The sequence below is a fragment of the Acinetobacter sp. TY1 genome (assembly GCF_048551395.1).
Taxonomy (GTDB): Bacteria; Pseudomonadota; Gammaproteobacteria; order Pseudomonadales; family Moraxellaceae; genus Acinetobacter.
Map to the genome: position 1 here is coordinate 1 of NZ_JBLYZK010000021.1, position 18,099 is coordinate 18,099.

Annotated in this window: 17 protein-coding genes and 2 pseudogenes; 10 read left to right on the plus strand and 9 right to left on the minus strand. The window is 36.6% G+C overall.

Features of this window, described 5'->3' with window-relative positions; all coding sequences use genetic code 11:
* The first annotated feature begins 100 nt into the window (after window positions 1-100).
* Complete coding sequence (locus tag ACK2M2_RS11760) at window positions 101-1,570, plus strand: type I secretion C-terminal target domain-containing protein (protein WP_419348662.1); 1,470 nt, start codon at window positions 101-103, stop codon at window positions 1,568-1,570.
* Window positions 1,571-1,984: 414 nt separating this feature from the next.
* Here the strand turns inward: ACK2M2_RS11760 and ACK2M2_RS11765 are convergent, their stop codons facing one another.
* Complete coding sequence (locus ACK2M2_RS11765) at window positions 1,985-2,431, minus strand: GNAT family N-acetyltransferase (protein ID WP_409512365.1); 447 nt, start codon at window positions 2,429-2,431, stop codon at window positions 1,985-1,987.
* Between the two features lie 595 nt (window positions 2,432-3,026).
* On the opposite strand from ACK2M2_RS11765, the gene ACK2M2_RS11770 reads away from it, so the two are divergent.
* A complete protein-coding gene (locus tag ACK2M2_RS11770) occupies window positions 3,027-4,052 on the plus strand; it encodes an MBL fold metallo-hydrolase (protein WP_419348754.1) in 1,026 nt (341 codons plus the stop codon).
* A 163-nt stretch (window positions 4,053-4,215) separates the two neighbouring features.
* Here the strand turns inward: ACK2M2_RS11770 and ACK2M2_RS11775 are convergent.
* The 3 genes and pseudogenes from ACK2M2_RS11775 to ACK2M2_RS11785 form a co-directional block, all read right to left on the minus strand.
* Window positions 4,216-4,470 (minus strand): annotated as a pseudogene (locus tag ACK2M2_RS11775) (DoxX-like family protein); the annotation flags it as partial.
* Window positions 4,471-4,488: 18 nt separating this feature from the next.
* Window positions 4,489-4,611 (minus strand): hypothetical protein, encoded by a 123-nt coding sequence (locus ACK2M2_RS11780; protein ID WP_409512364.1) that lies wholly within the window; start codon window positions 4,609-4,611, stop codon window positions 4,489-4,491.
* Window positions 4,592-4,959: pseudogene (locus ACK2M2_RS11785) on the minus strand (thiol-disulfide oxidoreductase DCC family protein). Before ACK2M2_RS11785 ends, ACK2M2_RS11780 begins: the two are co-directional and overlap by 20 nt.
* 362 nt (window positions 4,960-5,321) lie before the next feature.
* Between ACK2M2_RS11785 and katG the strand changes: the two are divergent.
* Window positions 5,322-7,511, plus strand: a complete 2,190-nt coding sequence (katG, locus tag ACK2M2_RS11790; RefSeq protein ID WP_419348665.1) for a catalase/peroxidase HPI — start codon at window positions 5,322-5,324, stop codon at window positions 7,509-7,511.
* 160 nt (window positions 7,512-7,671) lie between these two features.
* Window positions 7,672-9,321: an acyl-CoA dehydrogenase family protein gene (locus tag ACK2M2_RS11795; RefSeq protein ID WP_419348668.1), complete on the plus strand. Its 1,650-nt coding sequence runs from the start codon at window positions 7,672-7,674 to the stop codon at window positions 9,319-9,321.
* A gap of 57 nt (window positions 9,322-9,378) precedes the next feature.
* Here the strand turns inward: ACK2M2_RS11795 and ACK2M2_RS11800 are convergent, their stop codons facing one another.
* On the minus strand, window positions 9,379-9,852 hold the full coding sequence (locus ACK2M2_RS11800) for an Lrp/AsnC family transcriptional regulator (protein WP_409512361.1): 474 nt from the start codon (window positions 9,850-9,852) through the stop codon (window positions 9,379-9,381).
* Window positions 9,853-9,983: 131 nt separating this feature from the next.
* Between ACK2M2_RS11800 and ACK2M2_RS11805 the strand changes: the two genes are divergently transcribed.
* Together ACK2M2_RS11805 and ACK2M2_RS11810 are read left to right on the plus strand one after the other, a co-directional pair.
* Window positions 9,984-10,610: a LysE family translocator gene (locus ACK2M2_RS11805; protein ID WP_419348671.1), complete on the plus strand. Its 627-nt coding sequence runs from the start codon at window positions 9,984-9,986 to the stop codon at window positions 10,608-10,610.
* 110 nt (window positions 10,611-10,720) lie between these two features.
* Window positions 10,721-10,921 (plus strand): DUF7230 family protein, encoded by a 201-nt coding sequence (locus ACK2M2_RS11810; RefSeq protein WP_419348674.1) that lies wholly within the window; start codon window positions 10,721-10,723, stop codon window positions 10,919-10,921.
* Window positions 10,922-10,943: 22 nt separating this feature from the next.
* Here ACK2M2_RS11810 and ptsP read toward each other — a convergent pair whose 3' ends face one another.
* Together ptsP and ACK2M2_RS11820 are read right to left on the minus strand one after the other, a co-directional pair.
* On the minus strand, window positions 10,944-13,238 hold the full coding sequence (gene ptsP, locus ACK2M2_RS11815) for a phosphoenolpyruvate--protein phosphotransferase (RefSeq protein WP_419348677.1): 2,295 nt from the start codon (window positions 13,236-13,238) through the stop codon (window positions 10,944-10,946).
* 86 nt (window positions 13,239-13,324) lie between these two features.
* Window positions 13,325-13,825, minus strand: coding sequence for an RNA pyrophosphohydrolase (locus ACK2M2_RS11820; RefSeq protein WP_409512357.1), 501 nt, complete (start codon window positions 13,823-13,825; stop codon window positions 13,325-13,327).
* 182 nt (window positions 13,826-14,007) lie between these two features.
* Here ACK2M2_RS11820 and ACK2M2_RS11825 point away from each other — a divergent pair, with 182 nt between their 5' ends.
* The 3 genes from ACK2M2_RS11825 to ACK2M2_RS11835 all read left to right on the plus strand — a co-directional run bounded on the left by ACK2M2_RS11825 (window position 14,008) and on the right by ACK2M2_RS11835 (window position 15,694).
* Window positions 14,008-14,658 (plus strand): HAD family hydrolase, encoded by a 651-nt coding sequence (locus tag ACK2M2_RS11825; RefSeq protein WP_419348681.1) that lies wholly within the window; start codon window positions 14,008-14,010, stop codon window positions 14,656-14,658.
* 203 nt (window positions 14,659-14,861) lie between these two features.
* Window positions 14,862-15,104, plus strand: a complete 243-nt coding sequence (locus ACK2M2_RS11830; RefSeq protein ID WP_419348683.1) for a DUF2789 domain-containing protein — start codon at window positions 14,862-14,864, stop codon at window positions 15,102-15,104.
* Window positions 15,105-15,187: 83 nt separating this feature from the next.
* A complete protein-coding gene (locus ACK2M2_RS11835; RefSeq protein WP_419348686.1) occupies window positions 15,188-15,694 on the plus strand; it encodes a DUF2628 domain-containing protein in 507 nt (168 codons plus the stop codon).
* Window positions 15,695-15,737: 43 nt separating this feature from the next.
* On the opposite strand, the gene ACK2M2_RS11840 is transcribed toward ACK2M2_RS11835, so the two are convergent.
* Window positions 15,738-16,595, minus strand: coding sequence for a LysR family transcriptional regulator (locus tag ACK2M2_RS11840; RefSeq protein WP_409512353.1), 858 nt, complete (start codon window positions 16,593-16,595; stop codon window positions 15,738-15,740).
* A 195-nt stretch (window positions 16,596-16,790) separates the two neighbouring features.
* On the opposite strand from ACK2M2_RS11840, the gene ACK2M2_RS11845 reads away from it, so the two are divergent.
* On the plus strand, window positions 16,791-17,660 hold the full coding sequence (locus ACK2M2_RS11845) for a hypothetical protein (RefSeq protein ID WP_419348689.1): 870 nt from the start codon (window positions 16,791-16,793) through the stop codon (window positions 17,658-17,660).
* 154 nt (window positions 17,661-17,814) lie between these two features.
* On the opposite strand, the gene ACK2M2_RS11850 is transcribed toward ACK2M2_RS11845, so the two are convergent.
* Window positions 17,815-18,051 (minus strand): DUF2061 domain-containing protein, encoded by a 237-nt coding sequence (locus ACK2M2_RS11850; protein WP_409512371.1) that lies wholly within the window; start codon window positions 18,049-18,051, stop codon window positions 17,815-17,817.
* Window positions 18,052-18,099 lie beyond the last annotated feature (48 nt).

The window sequence follows — 18,099 nt, forward strand, 5'->3', positions numbered from 1 at the left end:
CGGGGGTATAGTTTGGTTTTTTCATCGGGATAGTCTCTCAGAATATTGACTCTCCGACAAACCCGGTACGGTTCAAATCTTAGATAACGTTACTGGTGGTTTGGAAGGCAATATTCTGATTCCGCATAGTAATGATCCAAAGGATGAGTCAGAGGTTATGCGTTGGGATCTTGGAAGTATCAATAAACCAATATATGCATCGAATGATTTAGCTCCAGTTTTTGTGGGTACTGGTGAACCTGGTGCAGTCCTAACGATCTTTAACTATTTGACTGGCTCAGCTATCGGTTCAACCGTTGTTGATGTGAATGGTAATTGGACATACTCGGATTATAAGGTTGTGATTGGGGGGGCTGATAAAGGTGCTTTAGACGCTTATTATGTTGAACAAACAGATAAGGTCGGGAATGTTCGAGCAAATACGGATGATCCTTCAAATCTTGAAGATCTTATTATTGTGAAATACGATAATAATATTATTGATGCAAGTACTTTCCGTGACTACAAAGCTGAATTTGAACAAAATTCGTTGCATTTCAACGTTGGTGAAGCTGCAGGTGTGGATCTGCGTGTCAAACTCGATACGGTCCGCTTCTATGGTACAACACCTGGTGCGACGACGAATGACAGTATTTATATTGTGGACATCAATGGTAAGCCAATTGAAGGTGTGAAATGGACGATGGATGGGAATAAAGTCTCAGCGGAGATTCCTGCTTCCTTTAAAGGTTCATATACCTTGAATATACCAGCGGGTAGTTACCAAGATTATGCGGGTAATGCGAATTTAGCTTATCATGTTGAAAACACATTGCCGATCTTGAACCAAGCTTTCGATTATGTGGATGCGAAGGGCACTAATAATAGCTATACCATAGTTGATAATGGTGGTATCAGTCAGACAAATGAGGTGATATTGCAACTTGAACCTAAAGCCGGTTCAAAGGCAACCTATTATCTGAGAGTTGATGGTGTTGATGATCCAAATCCAATCACAGTTATAGCGGGTGATAGTTCATATATTAAGCTAAACTTAGCAGATGGTGCACATACCATTAGTTATGCAGTAACGTATGAAGGTCCAGATAGAGTAGCGGTGACATCAGGTTATTCGAAAGACTTTAATATCACTGTTGTACCACCAGCAGCAAATGTAGATAGCACCTATACGAGCACAGAGTTTGATGATCATTTTGATACAACAAATGGTGGTCAAGATACAGTGATTTATAAAATTCTGTCTGGTAGTGTTCATGAGTCAGATCCTGCGAATATGAACAATGGTCATGATACTTGGGTTGGTTTTGGTGTTGATGATGCGACAGGTGGTAAAGACACCATTAATATCATGCAAATGCTGTCTGAAAACAAAGGTGTCACTAATGCGACTATTGGTAACTTTATTTCGGTTAAACAGGTTGATAATACGACAGGTGGTAAAGATACGGTATTGTCTGTCGATCGTGATGGGGCTGCGGGTACGAAGTATAATTCTACTGAGTTCTTAACATTAAAAGATGTTGATATCACACTAGATCAGTTGTTGAAAAACAATCAGCTTTTCTTTTAATTACTAAAAAGAATATATAAATGAAGAGGATCTTAGGATCCTCTTTTTCTCGTAAGTATTATATTTTTAAACTTGTAAAACAGAATAAAAAAATAAGATAGATTTAAACGATGGATGATAAATAAAAAATCGTTATTACTGTATTTTAAGTTGTTCTTAGGTCAATTAAATTTATGATAAAGATACCTTGTAGTGTACTTTTTTCTTAAATTAAGAAGGTTTGAAGGAAGCGAGTTGAGTCACTTTATTGGTGATATTTGAGTATTAGGTTGGATTGAAATATAAAGAGCCCAATATAAGCATTAGGCTCTCATTAAAAATATTTATACTCTAGTGAATATTAAATCGTAAAATAAAAAATGTTCATTAATATAATTATTTGATTTTTGCCTTGATAGATCAGGAGGGTGCTCTTTACTTTAGCTTTAAATGTAAAATTGGAAACGGATTACCTTCAGCATCTAACTCGGAACGAGCAATTTGTTGGAAACATCGCGTTTGATAAAAAGCTAAAGCGCCATAATTTTGCTCATTTACATCAACTTCCGTCATACCAAGTGATAAAGCGTGGTCTAATAAGGTTGAACCAATACCTTGTTTGAAATATTTAGGTTCAACGAAAAGCATTTCAATTTTTTCATATGCTAGACCCATAAAACCAACGATTTTTCCATCGAATTCTATATGATAGAGTTGCACGTGATCAAAATAATGGTGCTGAATAATCAGATCACGGATTTGAAAAATATGCTGTTCACTTAGGAATTGATGTGTTGCTCTGACAGCGGATTCCCATATTTTTAATAATTTTGGATGATCATCAGAATTTGTACTGAGAATCTGTGTGAAATCCGGTTTCATAAATGGTTCACTCAATTGTGAAAATAAACAAAAAATAAATAAAAAGAATGCTCTATTTGGCTAATATGATAGGAAAGTAGGGGTGAAATCAATTTGAACGAATAACTTGCTAAGTCATTCGTTAAAAAATGTCATATTCTGACAAAAAAACTATATATCAGGCATTTTTTGTTAGTTTTACAATTGTTTGCGTGAATGATGCAAATTTGTATATACCGCAGGATAGGTGAAGCATTTATGTTAAAGGTCTGCTATGTTCTTGTTCTAAAAGTTAGTTGTAAAAATCTATTCGTACAGTATAAACAATAAATTATGTATGAATTGTTTGGTTGTATTTCAATCACTTAAATTTTGCTTCCGAATTGAAAATTGAAAGGATTGAATAAGTGTTAGAACAACGACAGTTGATGGTTAGATTATACGATGACATGTAATAAATGGTAATCTTTAAGATGATAGGCATTTGACAAAGAAAAATGAAAAGGCGTTTAAAGTAATCATGTCGAAAGATATTGAAGTGGAATCCATTGTGGAAAAGAGTGAAGTACAACAATCACAAGAATTGGATGTGCATACAGGAAAATCTTTAACCTATATGTTGAAAACAGAAAACTGTTTGTCACATAGTTGGTATAGACCAAAATTTCAAGTACTCGCATCAAATCATCATAATGGTGAGCGTTTTTTAAATGAATTACGCCGCCCTGACGAGTTGAATCGTTGGAATTTATTGAAATGGCTTGGTACTCGAAAGTCTTCAACGTGGAATGTTAACTCTAAACAAGAAGCGACAGATTTCTATGCATCTAAACGGGCTTTGCCACAAAATCGCCCAAATGCTGAAGATCATGATTGGCAAATTTGGTTTGTTAGTCATGCCACGGTATTGTTGCAAATTGGTCGCTATAATTTTTTAACCGATCCTGTTTGGGCAGAATATGTGAGTCCCAAACAAGGGCGTGGTCCAAAACGTGTTATTCCTGCGGGAATCGCCTTAGAACAATTACCTGAAATTCATGCAGTTTTACTAAGTCATAACCATTATGACCATATGGATTTGGCTTCGCTTCGTTGGTTGAATAACAAGTTCTCTATGCCTATTTATACAGGTTTAGGTAACCGTAATTATTTGCCTGAAGAGTTTCATGTGATTGAAATGGATTGGTGGCAAACAGCATTATTTAAAAATCTTAAAATTGTGTATACACCTGCACAGCATGGTTCGGGACGCGGTTTACGTGATCAAAATATCGCACTTTGGGGTGGTTTTTCAGTGTTATCACCACATGGGCATTGTTTCTTCGCTGGTGATACAGGGTATTCGGCACATTTTAAAGAAATTCAAAAACGACTCGGTACACCTCGCATTGCATTATTACCCATTGGTGCGTATGAGCCTCGTGCTTTGATGAAATATATGCATATGAATCCTCAAGATGCATTTCAAGCACATTTAGATTTACAAGCCAAGCGATCATTGGCGATTCATTATCGGACTTTTCAGTTGACCGATGAAAGCAGAGAACAACCTGAACATGATTTACATCAAGCCATGACTCATTTTTCAAAAATGGCAAATCCATTTTATTGCCTAAGGGAAGGGCGAAAAATGGTAGTGTAGTTGGGATATTCAAAAGTCAAAAATGGGCGGCGAATGAAAATTTTATATCTTTAAAGTGATCGTAAATTCCTGTGCTTTAAAGATAATATTTAACCGTTATAAATTTAAGGGAAATATTTATTTTCGTACAAAATGAGAGCAAGTATGTGAATAGTTCTGTTTTTTAGAGTTTAGGGTTTTTTGCTTGAAGTAATTGGAATGCAATAATGGATAATGAAGCCATCGCCATATTCATTACAAAGGGGTTAAAAGCATTTTGAAAATAACGCATGTCAATGATTGCAATCAATAAGCTGAGTCCGAGCATCCTAAGTATATTCAAAAAATGCAGTATCTTACTTTGTTTAAAAACGAGAAAAAGCATTCCAAATATAATTTCGATATAGCCTGAAAATTGCATTAATATTAATGATATAAGCTCATCAAAGCCTTGTTGCTACCAAATGTATTGTTCATCTTGTGCTTTGTATAAAACTTTGGGAATCAATCCTTGATACACCCATAACACAGCCAAAGTAATGTGAATTGTCCATAAAATATTACGTAGTGATTTCTCCATTGATAAGCACCACCGACTCTAAAAAGTGTTGTTTATTTTCAGCAGAAGGCAATAAGCATTGATCGGTTGTACCAAATAATTGATAACGATTGAGAGTAATACGTAGATATAGAAAATCTCGTAATGGACGAGGCATCAAATATCCATCATGGTTGAGTAATGTTCAGTTGACATACCGTAGTGTTTTAAAATGGCTTCACCAAGTGGCGATTGTACAGATGCCAATTTGAATTTTTTATGCTGATCATGCTGAATGAGGAACTTCACCCAACCATTACAAATCACACAAATAGCATCAAATAAAATAATATCGTGTTGTTGTGTGATGCTATCAATATTATATCGCATGCTTTCTCTCTACGACAAAAACTTAATTTAGATTTGAGCATACGGAAATATTGATTATTAAAAGTACATATTTTCTCATTTTTATACTTCAAGATGAGTATCGGTTTTTCCGTAAAAGTAGATCACTATAAGCAATAAATTAAAATAAAGTGCCGGATTAAATATATTGATATACAGGTGTGACTTAACTTTATGAAAAATAAAAAGTCATTTATTTTTAATATTTTAAATTGAATAATCCGATTGTTTTTATTCGTTAATTTTGCTGTAGCTTTGTAGAGAAAGAGGGTATGTTAATAAAAGTAAAGCAGTAATCCTACACATTTTTTTGATCTTTTTTGACTTGTATATGGAGAATAAATATGGATAAGAATACGCCAGCTTCGGGTTGCCCATTTCATCAACAAGGTGGACAAACTAACGTAGCCAGCACCAACAATACAGATTGGTGGCCCAACGCCCTTAATCTCGATATCCTCTCTCAACACGATACAAAAACGAATCCACTTGATCCAAATTTCAATTATGCAGAAGCCTTTAATTCACTCGATTTAGAAGCAATTAAACAAGACCTTCGTGAACTTATTAACAGCAGTCAAGATTGGTGGCCATCCGATTATGGTAGTTATATTGGTATGTTTGTACGTACTGCTTGGCATTTGGCCGGCTCTTATCGAAAGCAAGATGGTCGTGGTGGTGCAAATACAGGTAATCAACGCTTCGCCCCACTAAACAGTTGGCCTGATAATGTTAATACCGATAAAGGTCGTCGACTACTTTGGCCAATCAAACGTAAGTATGGTAATAAAATTTCTTGGGGGGATTTGATTGTTTTGGCTGGAACGGTTGCGTATGAAGACGCAGGTTTAAAAACGTTTGGTTTCGGCGGTGGTCGTTTAGATATTTGGCATCCTGAAAAAGATATTTATTGGGGGGAAGAACGACAATGGCTTGCTCCTACAGAAAATCGTTATAAAGATGATAAAGATCGTTCTTCATTAGAAAATCCGCTTGCTGCAGTGCAAATGGGTTTAATTTATGTCAATCCTGAAGGTGTGGATGGTGTACAAGATCCACTACGTACCGCACAAGATATGCGTGTAACATTCGACCGTATGGGAATGGATGACGAAGAAACTGTAGCTTTGACCATTGGTGGTCATACTGTAGGTAAAGCGCACGGTAATGGTAAAGCAGAAAACTTAGGTGCAGATGTTGAAAGTGCAGATGTAGAGTTCCAAGGTTTAGGTTGGCATAACTCTGAAGGTACCGGTAATGCAGGCAATACCATGGTGAGTGGTTTAGAAGGCGCTTGGACAACGCATCCGACTAAATGGGACAATGAATTTTTATACCTACTATTTACGTATGAATGGGAAAAAACATTGAGTCCTGCGGGTGCAAAACAATGGGAACCGATCAATATTAAGGAAGAAGATAAACCTGTTGATGCACATAACCCCAATGTACGTCGTAATCCAATGATGACAGATGCCGATATGGCACTGAAAGTTGATCCTGAATACCGTAAAATTGCTGAAGATTTCTACAATAATCCTGATAAATTGGCTGATGTTTTTGCACGTGCATGGTTTAAATTGACGCACCGTGACATGGGGCCAAAATCACGTTATTTGGGTGCAGATGTACCGAGTGAAGATTTGATCTGGCAAGACCCAATTCCAACAGTAGACTACACGTTGTCTGATGCTGAAGTGGCTGAATTAAAGGCTAAACTATTAAATAGCGGTTTAACTTCGGCTGAATTGATTGCAACAGCATGGGACAGCGCACGGACTTTCCGTGGTTCGGATTACCGTGGTGGTGCAAATGGTGCACGTATTCGCCTTGCACCACAAAAAGATTGGGAAGGTAACGAACCTGTTCGTTTAGCCAAAGTAATTACGAAACTTGAAGAAATTCAAACAGGTCTTGCGAAAAAAGTCAGCATTGCAGATTTGATTGTTTTAGGTGGTTCAGCGGCAGTTGAGCAAGCAGCAAAAGCGGTAGGTGTAAATGCCAATGTCACGTTTATTGCGGGTCGTGGCGATGCAACTCAAGAACAAACCGATGTCTACTCATTTGAAGATTTCGAACCGAAAGCAGATGGTTTCCGTAACTTTGTTAAAACAGACTATGTGATTCAACCTGAGGAATTATTGTTAGACCGTGCACAACTACTTGGTTTAACAGCACCTGAAATGACGGTTTTAATTGGCGGTTTACGTGTTCTAGGCGCAAATTATGGTGACTCGAAACATGGTGTATTGACTGACAATGTTGGCGTACTCAGCAATGATTTCTTCGTGAACTTAACAGACATGAAGTTTAATTGGAAACCAACAGGTAAGAACTCATACAACATTGTTGACCGTGCTTCAGGTGAAACTAAATTTACAGCTACACGTGTGGATTTAGTATTTGGTTCTAACTCAATTCTTCGCTCATATGCAGAAGTGTATGCACAAGATGACAATAAAGAAAAGTTTGTAAAAGACTTTATTGCTGCTTGGACAAAAGTGATGAACGCAGACCGATTTGATGTGAAGTAATTGATTTAAATCTTAAAAAAACCGCCCTCGGGCGGTTTTTGTTTTTTTGAATGTAAATTTAGCTTTGAAATTATTGATATTTTTATATATGTGAAATGTGGTAAATTTTTGGTGAGATACATAATTTAATCTAGACAAAAGTGTATAGGAAATACAAAAAATGAATGCATGGATGACCCATCAAATCAGTAACCAATTTGATGAACTGCAAAACTATAATCTATTTGCAACAGATCAGGTTCTACAAGAAATATTGCAACGTTACGAAAGTAAAGATCAGGAGGTATTGACTAGGTTTGCACAAATTGTCGGTTCAACAGAATATTACCAATATGCAGATTTAGCCAATAAACACACACCAATTTTATATAATTTCGATGCACGAGGACGTCGTATAGATTTTCTAGAATTTCATCCTGCATGGCATAAATGGATGGGATTAAATCGACAATTTGACACCCATGCTTATCCATTTAAGCATTCACAATCCACCTCAAAATGGGTCGATTGGGCAGCACGATTTTTTCTCAGTGGACAAGTTGAATGTGGCAATTTATGCCCAAATTCTATGACTTTAGGTAGTATTCCACTGATTCAAAATGAGCCTGAGTTGTGGGCAAAAATAGGCAAAAAGCTATTATCGACTGAATATGATGAACGTGACATTCCTATTGCTGAAAAGAAATCGATTTGGATGGGCATGGGGATGACTGAAAAGCAGGGCGGTTCAGATGTTCGTGCCAATGAAACGATGGCGATTCCTATCGCTGAGTCAGGTCGGGGCAAACCCTACTTACTCACAGGACATAAATGGTTTTTCTCTGCACCGATGTGCGATGCACATTTGGTGGTGGCGAAAACTGAACAAGATGGTTTGGCGTGTTTCTTTGTACCTCGTTGGTTAGAAGATGGCACCAAGAACAATATTCACATTCAACGCTTAAAAGAAAAAGTTGGAAATCGCAGTAACTCAAGCTCGGAAGTTGAATTTAAAGAAGCATGGGGCATCATGATTGGTGAGGCAGGGCGTGGCATTCCGACCATTATTGAAATGGCGAATTATACTCGGCTCACTTGTTCAGTCGGTTCAAGTGCCATACTGCGTCAAGCATTGGTGCAATGTCTTGCTTATACTCGTCAGCGTAAAGCCTTTGGTAAACATTTGGCAGAACAGCCCTTGATGCAAGCAGTTTTGACCGATTTGGCTTTAGAAACAGAAGCTGCTATGCAACTCAGTTTCCACCTAGCACATTGCTATGAAAGTGATGATGCTTTGTCGCTTGCATGGAAGCGCATCATGACGCCTGCATCTAAGTTTTGGATTTGCAAACGTGCTGTTGAATTGACAGGGGAAATGATGGAAGTCTTTGGTGGCAATGGTTATGTCGATAATGGCATCATGGCTCGGATTTTTAAAGAAGCACCAGTCAATACCATTTGGGAAGGTTCGGGTAATGTGATGTGTCTTGATGTACTTCGGGCAATTGCACGAGATCGTGAGTCGATTGACATTTTATTTCAAGACTTGGCTCAAACGGCAAGTACAGATCAAACTTTGCAAAATGAACTACAAAATTTATTCAGGCTCTTCCAACAATCTCCCGATGATTTACAATTTATGGGACGGAGTTTAGTTAGTCGTTTAACTATTCTTGCGCAATCAGTTTTGCTGAAACGTTATGCCCCTGATTTTGTTGCCAATGCCTTTATTGCCACGCGTTATAGCGAATTTCATGGGCAAGTGGTGGGCATGATTGATGCCAAAGTTGTTGATGTTGAAAGTATTTTAGATCGGGCATTGGCTGTTTAAAATATTAATGAAGCTCAAATTTTGGTTTGAGCTTTTTTTATTGCTCATTTGTATGAGTTAAGGATTGATCGGATAACCTAAAAAGGGCTTTAATTCTTTTAAGACAAACATACTTTGCATTTCTTTAATCCCCGGTAGACGACGAATAATAGACATAGAAAATTCTGCATAGGTATCTAAATCAGGCGATACGACTTGAAGTAAAAAATCGGCATCTCCACCAATACTATAACAAGCGACAACATGCTCTAAGGCGCTCACTTCCTCTTCAAATTTTTTAGCTTCTTTTTCACTATGGCTATCAATTGAAACACGAATAAAAACCATCACCCCTAAGCCAATTTTTTTCCGATCGAGTAATACACCATAACCTTTAATCACTTGAGTATTTTCGAGTTGTTTTACTCGACGCCAACAAGGTGATGCTGACATACCAATTTTTTCAGAAAGTTCTGCATTACTCATACGAGAATCATATTGTAGTAGCTTTAATATTTTTGCATCGGTCTTATCAATTTTTGAAAAAGTCATAAACTTTCCAGTTTTCTGAAATTTATAGGTTATTTATACCCTTTTTTGAATAAAATTTGGAATAAATAGATCGGTTTTACCTGCTCATTTATCTAAAAATAGTCCTATTATTTTTAGATAAATCGTAACAAATGGAACATATTCATCAATTTCTAATTTACTTCATGACCTTATTTTTAGCTGCAATTCTTCCAGGTCCTAGTATGACAGGCTTAATGTTTAAGACACTGTCGCAAGGATATCGAGCAGGTGTGGTCATGCTTTCGGGGCTGATCACAGGCGATATTCTGTATTTAACTGTTTCTATTTTTTTATTGGGTTATTTAAATCAATTGAGTCCAGATTTTGCTTTTTATTTGGTGATATTCTCTAGTCTTTATTTATTGTATTTATCTTTTCAATTTTGGTGCTTTAAAGGGGATTTACTAGAAGTTCCCTTGGCATTCAATACAGACCAAGCAATCACAGCTTATAGAGATGGATTGTTGATTACATTGAGTAATCCAAAAACAATTTCATTCTATTTAGCATTAGTCCCTGCTATTTTTAGCTCAGTTTCAATTAAGGATAAAAGTATATTATTGACGATTGTAACGATACTGACTTTAATATTAGTCGGTGGACTTTATATTTTCTGTTCATTTCGTCTGAAACAAGTACTCAAAAATATAAAAGTGCAAAAAATTTTATTGAAAAGTCTTGCATTGATGATGAGCTTTTTAGCATTGAGTTTATTGTATAAAGAATTATTGATTTAGCTGTCTGATAGATGACATTTTACATTTGAAATTAACTTGTATTTTCTACAAAAAAGCCCATTATATGTTCAACGTCTTGATGATGTTTGAACTGAAAAATGGTGAGTAAAATGGCAAAGAAAAAAGCTATGCCCGAAGTTGTAATTCATAACTTTGTGGCAAAACATATGTTTGATGTAAATAAAAGCCAAGTGTTTGTAGATCGAAAGAAAAATACAAAACGAGGTTATACAAAACATAAAAAAGGGAGATATTCGCAAGATTATCTCCCTTTTTTATACACGCTATTTTCTAATCATCGTTTGGCTTAAATTTATATTTTCCATATAAAAATTAAATATTTATCATTCGATTTGATTTTACCATATCTGCAAGACCGTGATGACGGAAGTAATATTCCATCCAACTTTTCACCATCAGTGGATTATTCATTTTGACCACTTCTTCAAGTAGTTTTTGGGCATCGCTCATCGGTACATGACAAATCGCTTTACGTACTCGTAGAATATTACTCGAACTCATTGATAGGGTATTGAAGCCCATCGCCATCAGTAAAATCGCAGACAGGGGATCACCCGCCATCTCACCACAGATACTAATTGGTTTATCATATTTATGACACTCTTCGACTAAGCGAGTTAAAGCACGTAATACCGAAGGATGGAAGTGCGAGTAAACACTCGAAACACGAGAGTTGTTACGGTCAACTGCCAACAAATATTGAATTAAATCGTTTGAACCGACAGAGAAAAAATCAACCAATTCGGCAAATTCACCAATTTGTAAAAGTACACTTGGTACTTCAACCATAATGCCAATTTTAGGCTTATTGATTTTGACCTGTTCTTCTTCTTGAACTGCCATCCAATCACGTTCAAGTAAGTAAAGTGCTTCTTCAACTTCACTGACGCTCGTGACCATTGGCAGCAAAATATGTAAATTATTCAGACCAATACTGGCTTTGAGCATGGCACGAATTTGTGAAGAAAAAATCTCAGGATGATCAAGTGTAAAGCGAATACCACGCCATCCAAGTGCTGAGTTTTCTTCTTCAATTTCAAAATAAGGTAAGTCTTTATCCGCACCAATATCGAGGGTACGCATAATCACAGGTTTGTTGGCAAAGTGGCTTAGCTGTTGACGGTAAATTGCTCGTTGTTCTTCTTCACCCGGAAAGCGATCACGAAGCATAAATGGAATTTCAGAACGATATAGCCCAACGCCTTTTGCACCACGTTGTACACCACGTACCACATCAATCATCAAGCCTGTGTTGACATAAAGTTTGACCTCAACGCCATCAGGGGTGATTGAATCTTTAGTTTCGTACTGCTTTAAATCTTTGGCAATTTGTTCTTCTTCTTTTTGAATTTCTTTGTAACGTGTGCGCAAACGACGAGGTGGATTAATGAATACTCGCCCTTGATAGGCATCGACAATCATTTCAACATCGTCAAGCGTATTGATCGGAAGTTCAGTTACACCAACAACGGTTGGAATACCAAGCGCACGTGCCACAATCACCATATGTGAGTTGGCGGCACCTTCAGAAGTAACAATTGCTGCTATTTTATCGACTGGAAGTTCAACCAATGCAGCAGTACTAATTTCTTCACCAATGAGAATACTTTCAGAGGTGATTTCTTTGTGGCTGGTATCACCTTCTTGTAATGCAGCAAGGATACGACGTCCCAGATCTTTTAAGTCAGAAACTCGTTCACGTAAATAGTCATCTTCCATTTGAGCAAAAAGGGCAACATGACGTTCAATTACATCTTTGACTGCACCTTGAGCCCAACTCCCATCACGGACGAGTTCTTTGATTTCCGCAGGTAAGCTATTTTCATCGAGCATACGCAAGAATACGCTAAAAAGCGCACGCTCTTCTGCCATGAGAGAGTCTTGCATTTTGTCATCGAGCGAACGAATTTCGACACGAACAGATTCAATCGCCTGATCGAGCAGAGCAAGTTCTTCGCTGATGTCATCGGCATCACGATCAGGTACTGCTGATAAATCTGCTTGTGGATAGAGAATGATGGCACGACCAAGTGCAATACCTCCCGCACCCGATGATCCCTGAAAGGTTTTATAGTTAGATGAATTGCTTGGCTTACGGAAAACATCAATATTACCCACAGCATGTGCATGTGCAATAACGCCTGAAAGCTGTGCGCATAGGGTGACAAGGAATGATTCAGCAGCTTCGCTAAAGTCTTGAGGTTCAGTATTTTGGACGACGAGTACACCCATCACTTTGCGACGGTACATAACAGGTACGCCAAGGAATGAGTTATAGACTTCTTCGCCCGTTTCAGGAAAATAAGCAAAGCGTTCATGTTTGAATGCATTGTCTAAGTTGACAATTTCTTCACGTTGACCGACTAAGCCTACAAGCCCTTCACCGAGTTGAAGAGAAACATTCCCAACCGATTCTGGATTTAACCCTTTGGTTGCCATAAGTACATAGCGTTGATTGCGTTCATCGAGTAAATAGATTGAACATACATCAACATGCATGGCTTGAGATACTTGATTGACCATAATTTCAAGGGATTCATGCAAACTGACAGACGAATTGATCTCTTGGACAATACGCCTTAACGTGTCAAGTTGCATGTTAGACATGAATGTATACTCCCTTAATAATAGTCAATTATTTTATAAAAATATTATCGTGCTGTAGTTATAACAGCACTTTTTTGAAAAATCATTCACATTTTGGATGAGTTTTCGTACTCAGGCTTTGGGAGATGCATACACAGCTCCATCATGGCTTTACGATAAACATCTCGTTTAAAATTCACCACCTGACCCAATGGATACCAATAACTTACCCATTGCCATTGATCAAACTCTGGCGGATCAGACAAATTCAACTGAATATTTTTCGTTGAAGCTGTGAGTTTTAATAAAAACCATTTTTGCTTTTGTCCAATACAAATCGGATCTGAATCAGACCGAATGTATCGAAGGGGCAAACGATAGTGTAACCAATCATCTGTCTGGGCTATGATTTGGACATGCTCAGGTAAGAGACCAATCTCTTCCCGCAGTTCTCTATACAGCGCTTGCTCAGGTGTTTCTCCAAATTGGATTCCACCTTGAGGAAATTGCCATGCATTGTGACCAATGCGTTTTGCCCATAAAACTTGTCCACTATCGTTTGCCAAAATGATCCCGACATTCGGTCGGAAACCTTCTGAATCGATCATTTGGCACCTAAAAATTAATAATATTTCTGACTTTGTATATGGGGACACTCACATTTTTATCCAACGCGACAAAGCCAAAGTAATAATGTTGTAAAATTGCTATGATCTTAACGAATTTCTTGCGTCATGCGGAAATAGATTTACAAAATTTTTCTTTATTTTCAGATTAAACAGGTATTTTCATGAAACTGGCGTTATTTGATCTAGACCACACCTTACTTAATACCGACTCTGACCATTCTTGGGGAGAGTTCTTGGTCAATGAAGGCTTGGTGGATGCGGTTCGACATCGTGCCATGAATGACAAGTTTTATGAGGATTACAAAGCAGGTCAACTGGATCCAATTGCTTATAATGAATTTGTTTTTGAGTTTTTGACTCAACATGACAATGAATATTTAACAGAATTACATCAATTGTTTATGAAAAAAGTCATTCGTGCACAAATGCGTCCAGAAGGTTTTAAAGCCATTCAAGCGCATAAAGATGCAGGGCATCAGTTGGTGGGAATTACTGCAACTTCAGATTTTATTACTGCACCAATTTTCCGTGAATTTGGGATCACTGAAATTATTGCCACGAATGCTGAAATAAAAGATGGCAAGTACACTGGGAAAGTGATTAATGTGCCGTGTTATCAAAAAGGAAAATTGACGCGGTTAGATCAATGGCTTGAAGCTCGTGATGTAACAGAATCATGGGCATATTCAGATTCAATCAATGACCGTTTTCTATTGGAATATGCAGATCATGCCATTGCGGTTAATCCTGATGATCGTCTTGAAATACTTGCAAAAGAGCAAGGTTGGGATATTCAAGATTGGTCTATTTAATCAGGTTGCAATGAAATATTATTCAAATCATTATTAAAAGAAGTGAAAAACAGAACATTCGTTCTGTTTTTTTATTTGAAAACAAGAATAAAATTTCGAGTACTTTTGTAAAATTTTATAAAAATTAATATTTTGTACTTCACATTAGGTTTAAAAATGATATGTTGAATAAATAAATTTATAAACAGATGAGAGCAATAACAATGAACCAAGTACGTCCACGTATGACTAATTTATTTGAACAATTGGGTTTAGATTCAAGCGAACAAGCCATTCAAAATTTTATTGAAAGTCATCAGTTAGATGCGCATACTTTAATTATTGATGCAGAATTTTGGACGGATGGACAACGTCAATTTTTAGCAGAAAAAATTAAATCCGATGGCGCTTGGGCAATTGTAGTTGACCAATTGAATGAAGCATTGCATGAAGATTCAGTGAAATAAAAATTAAATTTTAAATTAGCAGAACAACATTAAGTGTTGTTCTGCTTTTATTTAATGACAATAAATAACAAGAGGAATAATGAATGGATTTAGAAAAGCCTGTTATCCCGCCACCATTTTCAGAATCTGAGTCCGTTACGCATCAGTCAAAAAAAGATGAATTGTATGCTGCTTTTATCGGTAAGAAATATCAAAGTTATTATCAAGAAAAATTCCAAAATTTAGAAGCATTAAAACCCAAAGGGGGCTTCAATATCGCTGCCTTTTTGATTGGCCCAATCTGGTTATTCTATCGAAAAATGTATGCGTATGGCTTTATCTATATTGCGTTCATGATTATTTACGGCATTTTTGCCGATTTTGTAGAAATATCTGACTCTACTGATCGTGCAATTTCAATTGCTGTAGCTGTGACGTTGGGATTGAGTGGGAATGGATTATATAAAAATTTTGTAGATAAAAAATTAACCACATCCGTGAGGGGGATTGAAGAAGCTCAGGAAAAAGGTGGTACAAATCCTGTACTTGCTTGGTCGCTATTTGTTTTGATTATTCTATTGATTGGAGTTGGAATATTTTATGGTGGCTAAAAAATGATTCGAGCAATTCAATAGAACTGCTCGAGGTCACAGATTATTTCATCATTTCAATGAGCTCTTGAACGGCACGTGATTGAGTTCTTGAAGGATGCCATACCATGCCCAATTGACGGTTCATTTCTAGCGGAATATCGAGTTGTTTTAAATCTTGATTCAATAATGTTTTCGGAAGTACAGACCATCCTAATCCAATCGAAACCAGCATTCTGATCGACTCTAATGGATTGTTGCTCATCGTGATTTTTGGTTTTAAGCCTTGGCGTTCAAACTCAGTCAAGGTGATTTGTGTCGTATATGTTTGTGCTGCAGGCAATAAACTTGGATATTCAATTAAATCTTCAAGTTTTAAATTATTTTTTTGTGCTAAGGGATGAAACGGAGCAACTACAAAGATCAGTGGATCTTCCCAAATAGTAATATATTTTAAACGCTCGTCACCTTGAGGCGGTAAAGTTAAAAATGCCAACTCCAAATCACCAGCAAGGACTTGTTCATGTGCCTGTTCTGAATCGACAAAATGAACATCAAGTTTAACTTCAGGAAATTTTTGTACATATTTTTTCAAATGTGCAGGCAAATGATGTAGACCAATATGATGACTCGTTCCAATTTTTAATTTGCCCCGAACTTCGCCTTGTTCATGGCTTAGGGTATGGTGAATATCACCGAGCTCATTGAGCCAATTTTTGACTTTAGGCAAAAGTGAGTGTGCGGCATGGGTCGCTTGTACGCCACGACCTGCCGATTCAAAAAGCTTTACTCCGAAATAATCTTCGAGGCTATGAATACGTTTTGTCACTGCGGGTTGAGTAATAAATAGAAGATCTGCTGCCATCGAAATGGAGCCAGTTTCCATTACTCTTACAAATGCTTCGAAAGCTGCTAAGTTCATTGCTACCATCCATAAATATTTTTTATGCTAATTTTATTATTTAGAATTTTTTAGAATAAATCAAAGTAAAAATTTAAAAAACATACATTTTGTGAGTAAAAATTCAGGTTTATTGACTGTACAGAAGATATTTACAATTTTTTTAACTGTCATTTTGAGATTTAGGCTAACTTAATAAAACACTAAAAATAAAAAATGAGTTCACCTTTGCAAAGACAAAAAGCCTCATATCAGTTCAACTCGAATGCTCAATTTTTTCGTTATGGCTATCGAACAAATTGGCAAAATTTTGTAAAAATCGCAATGCTGAGTGCGATTCCTATCTTGTTGCTCAGTTATTTTTTTCCGTATTTGAGCTTCATTCTGGTGTATTGGTTTATTGCATTTTTAATTTGGGGGATATGGCGATTTAAGCGGATGAAAAAAATACAAAAGTTAGATCAATTTAACTTGCCAGATAATATTTGGATTGCATTTCGTCAAAAATATCCCCAGTTCCATGTGATCAATCAGCCTTTTGTGGAAGAATCATTTAAAGACTATTTGGCATTACATATTATTAAAAATCAGTCTTATGCAATGCCTTCACATGCAGTTGATGCATTGTGGCATTTACTTTTAGAACAATTTCCTGAATTTTATATGCAAATGTGTCAGAACATACTTGGTTTTGAGTTGTTACATAAGCCACATCAAACAGCACCCAATCGAATGCAGAAAAACATCCAAAATCAACAACTTTTAAATACGTGGGTGGTGAGCTGTTCATTGTATCGACTCGATCAGCAGCAACCAAAAGATATACCACGTTTATTTTTAGCGGATCAAGTTTCGGCTTGGGAGAGAGGGATCACATTTAATATGGTAGTTATTACGACATTGTTTCAACACATTCATTCACAAGGACGTAGTACGATTTCATCTTGTTCATCGGCGACTTCATCATTTTCAGATATTTCAAATACAGCGTCATCCTCAACAACAGACTCTGATCAATCTCATCAAAGTGATTCAGATTCATCTTCACCGTGTAGCAGTTGCAGTAGTTGTGGAAGTAGTGATTAAAAATAATTTTTATTTATGAAGGTATTGGACTTTAAAGTATATTCTTGAAAAGTTTTTTTATTGAAGATTATTTAGTCAATATTGAAAAGCCATCCCTAATGGTAGGCGATGACGATTTTTATTTATGTGATTTCCATTTGATAATCCATAAAAATTAATGATTGATGGCATTTTTACGATCTTTGGCAATCCATACTTTTTCGTGAAAGAAAAATGCAACGGCTTGAACTGTGGGTTCAACTAGGCTTAAAGTCAGTGCCATCCAAAAATTACCTGTAATGATATATGCCACGAGCATTGCTACCGTGATGTGCATAATGTAATAGCTTAATGTTTTTTTGAAAATACGTTGATTGTTTTGAACAAAGTTTTGAATACGAGCCATAAGGATTATCATCTAATTTGGATTTATTTAAATAATAATCATTATCATCTATAA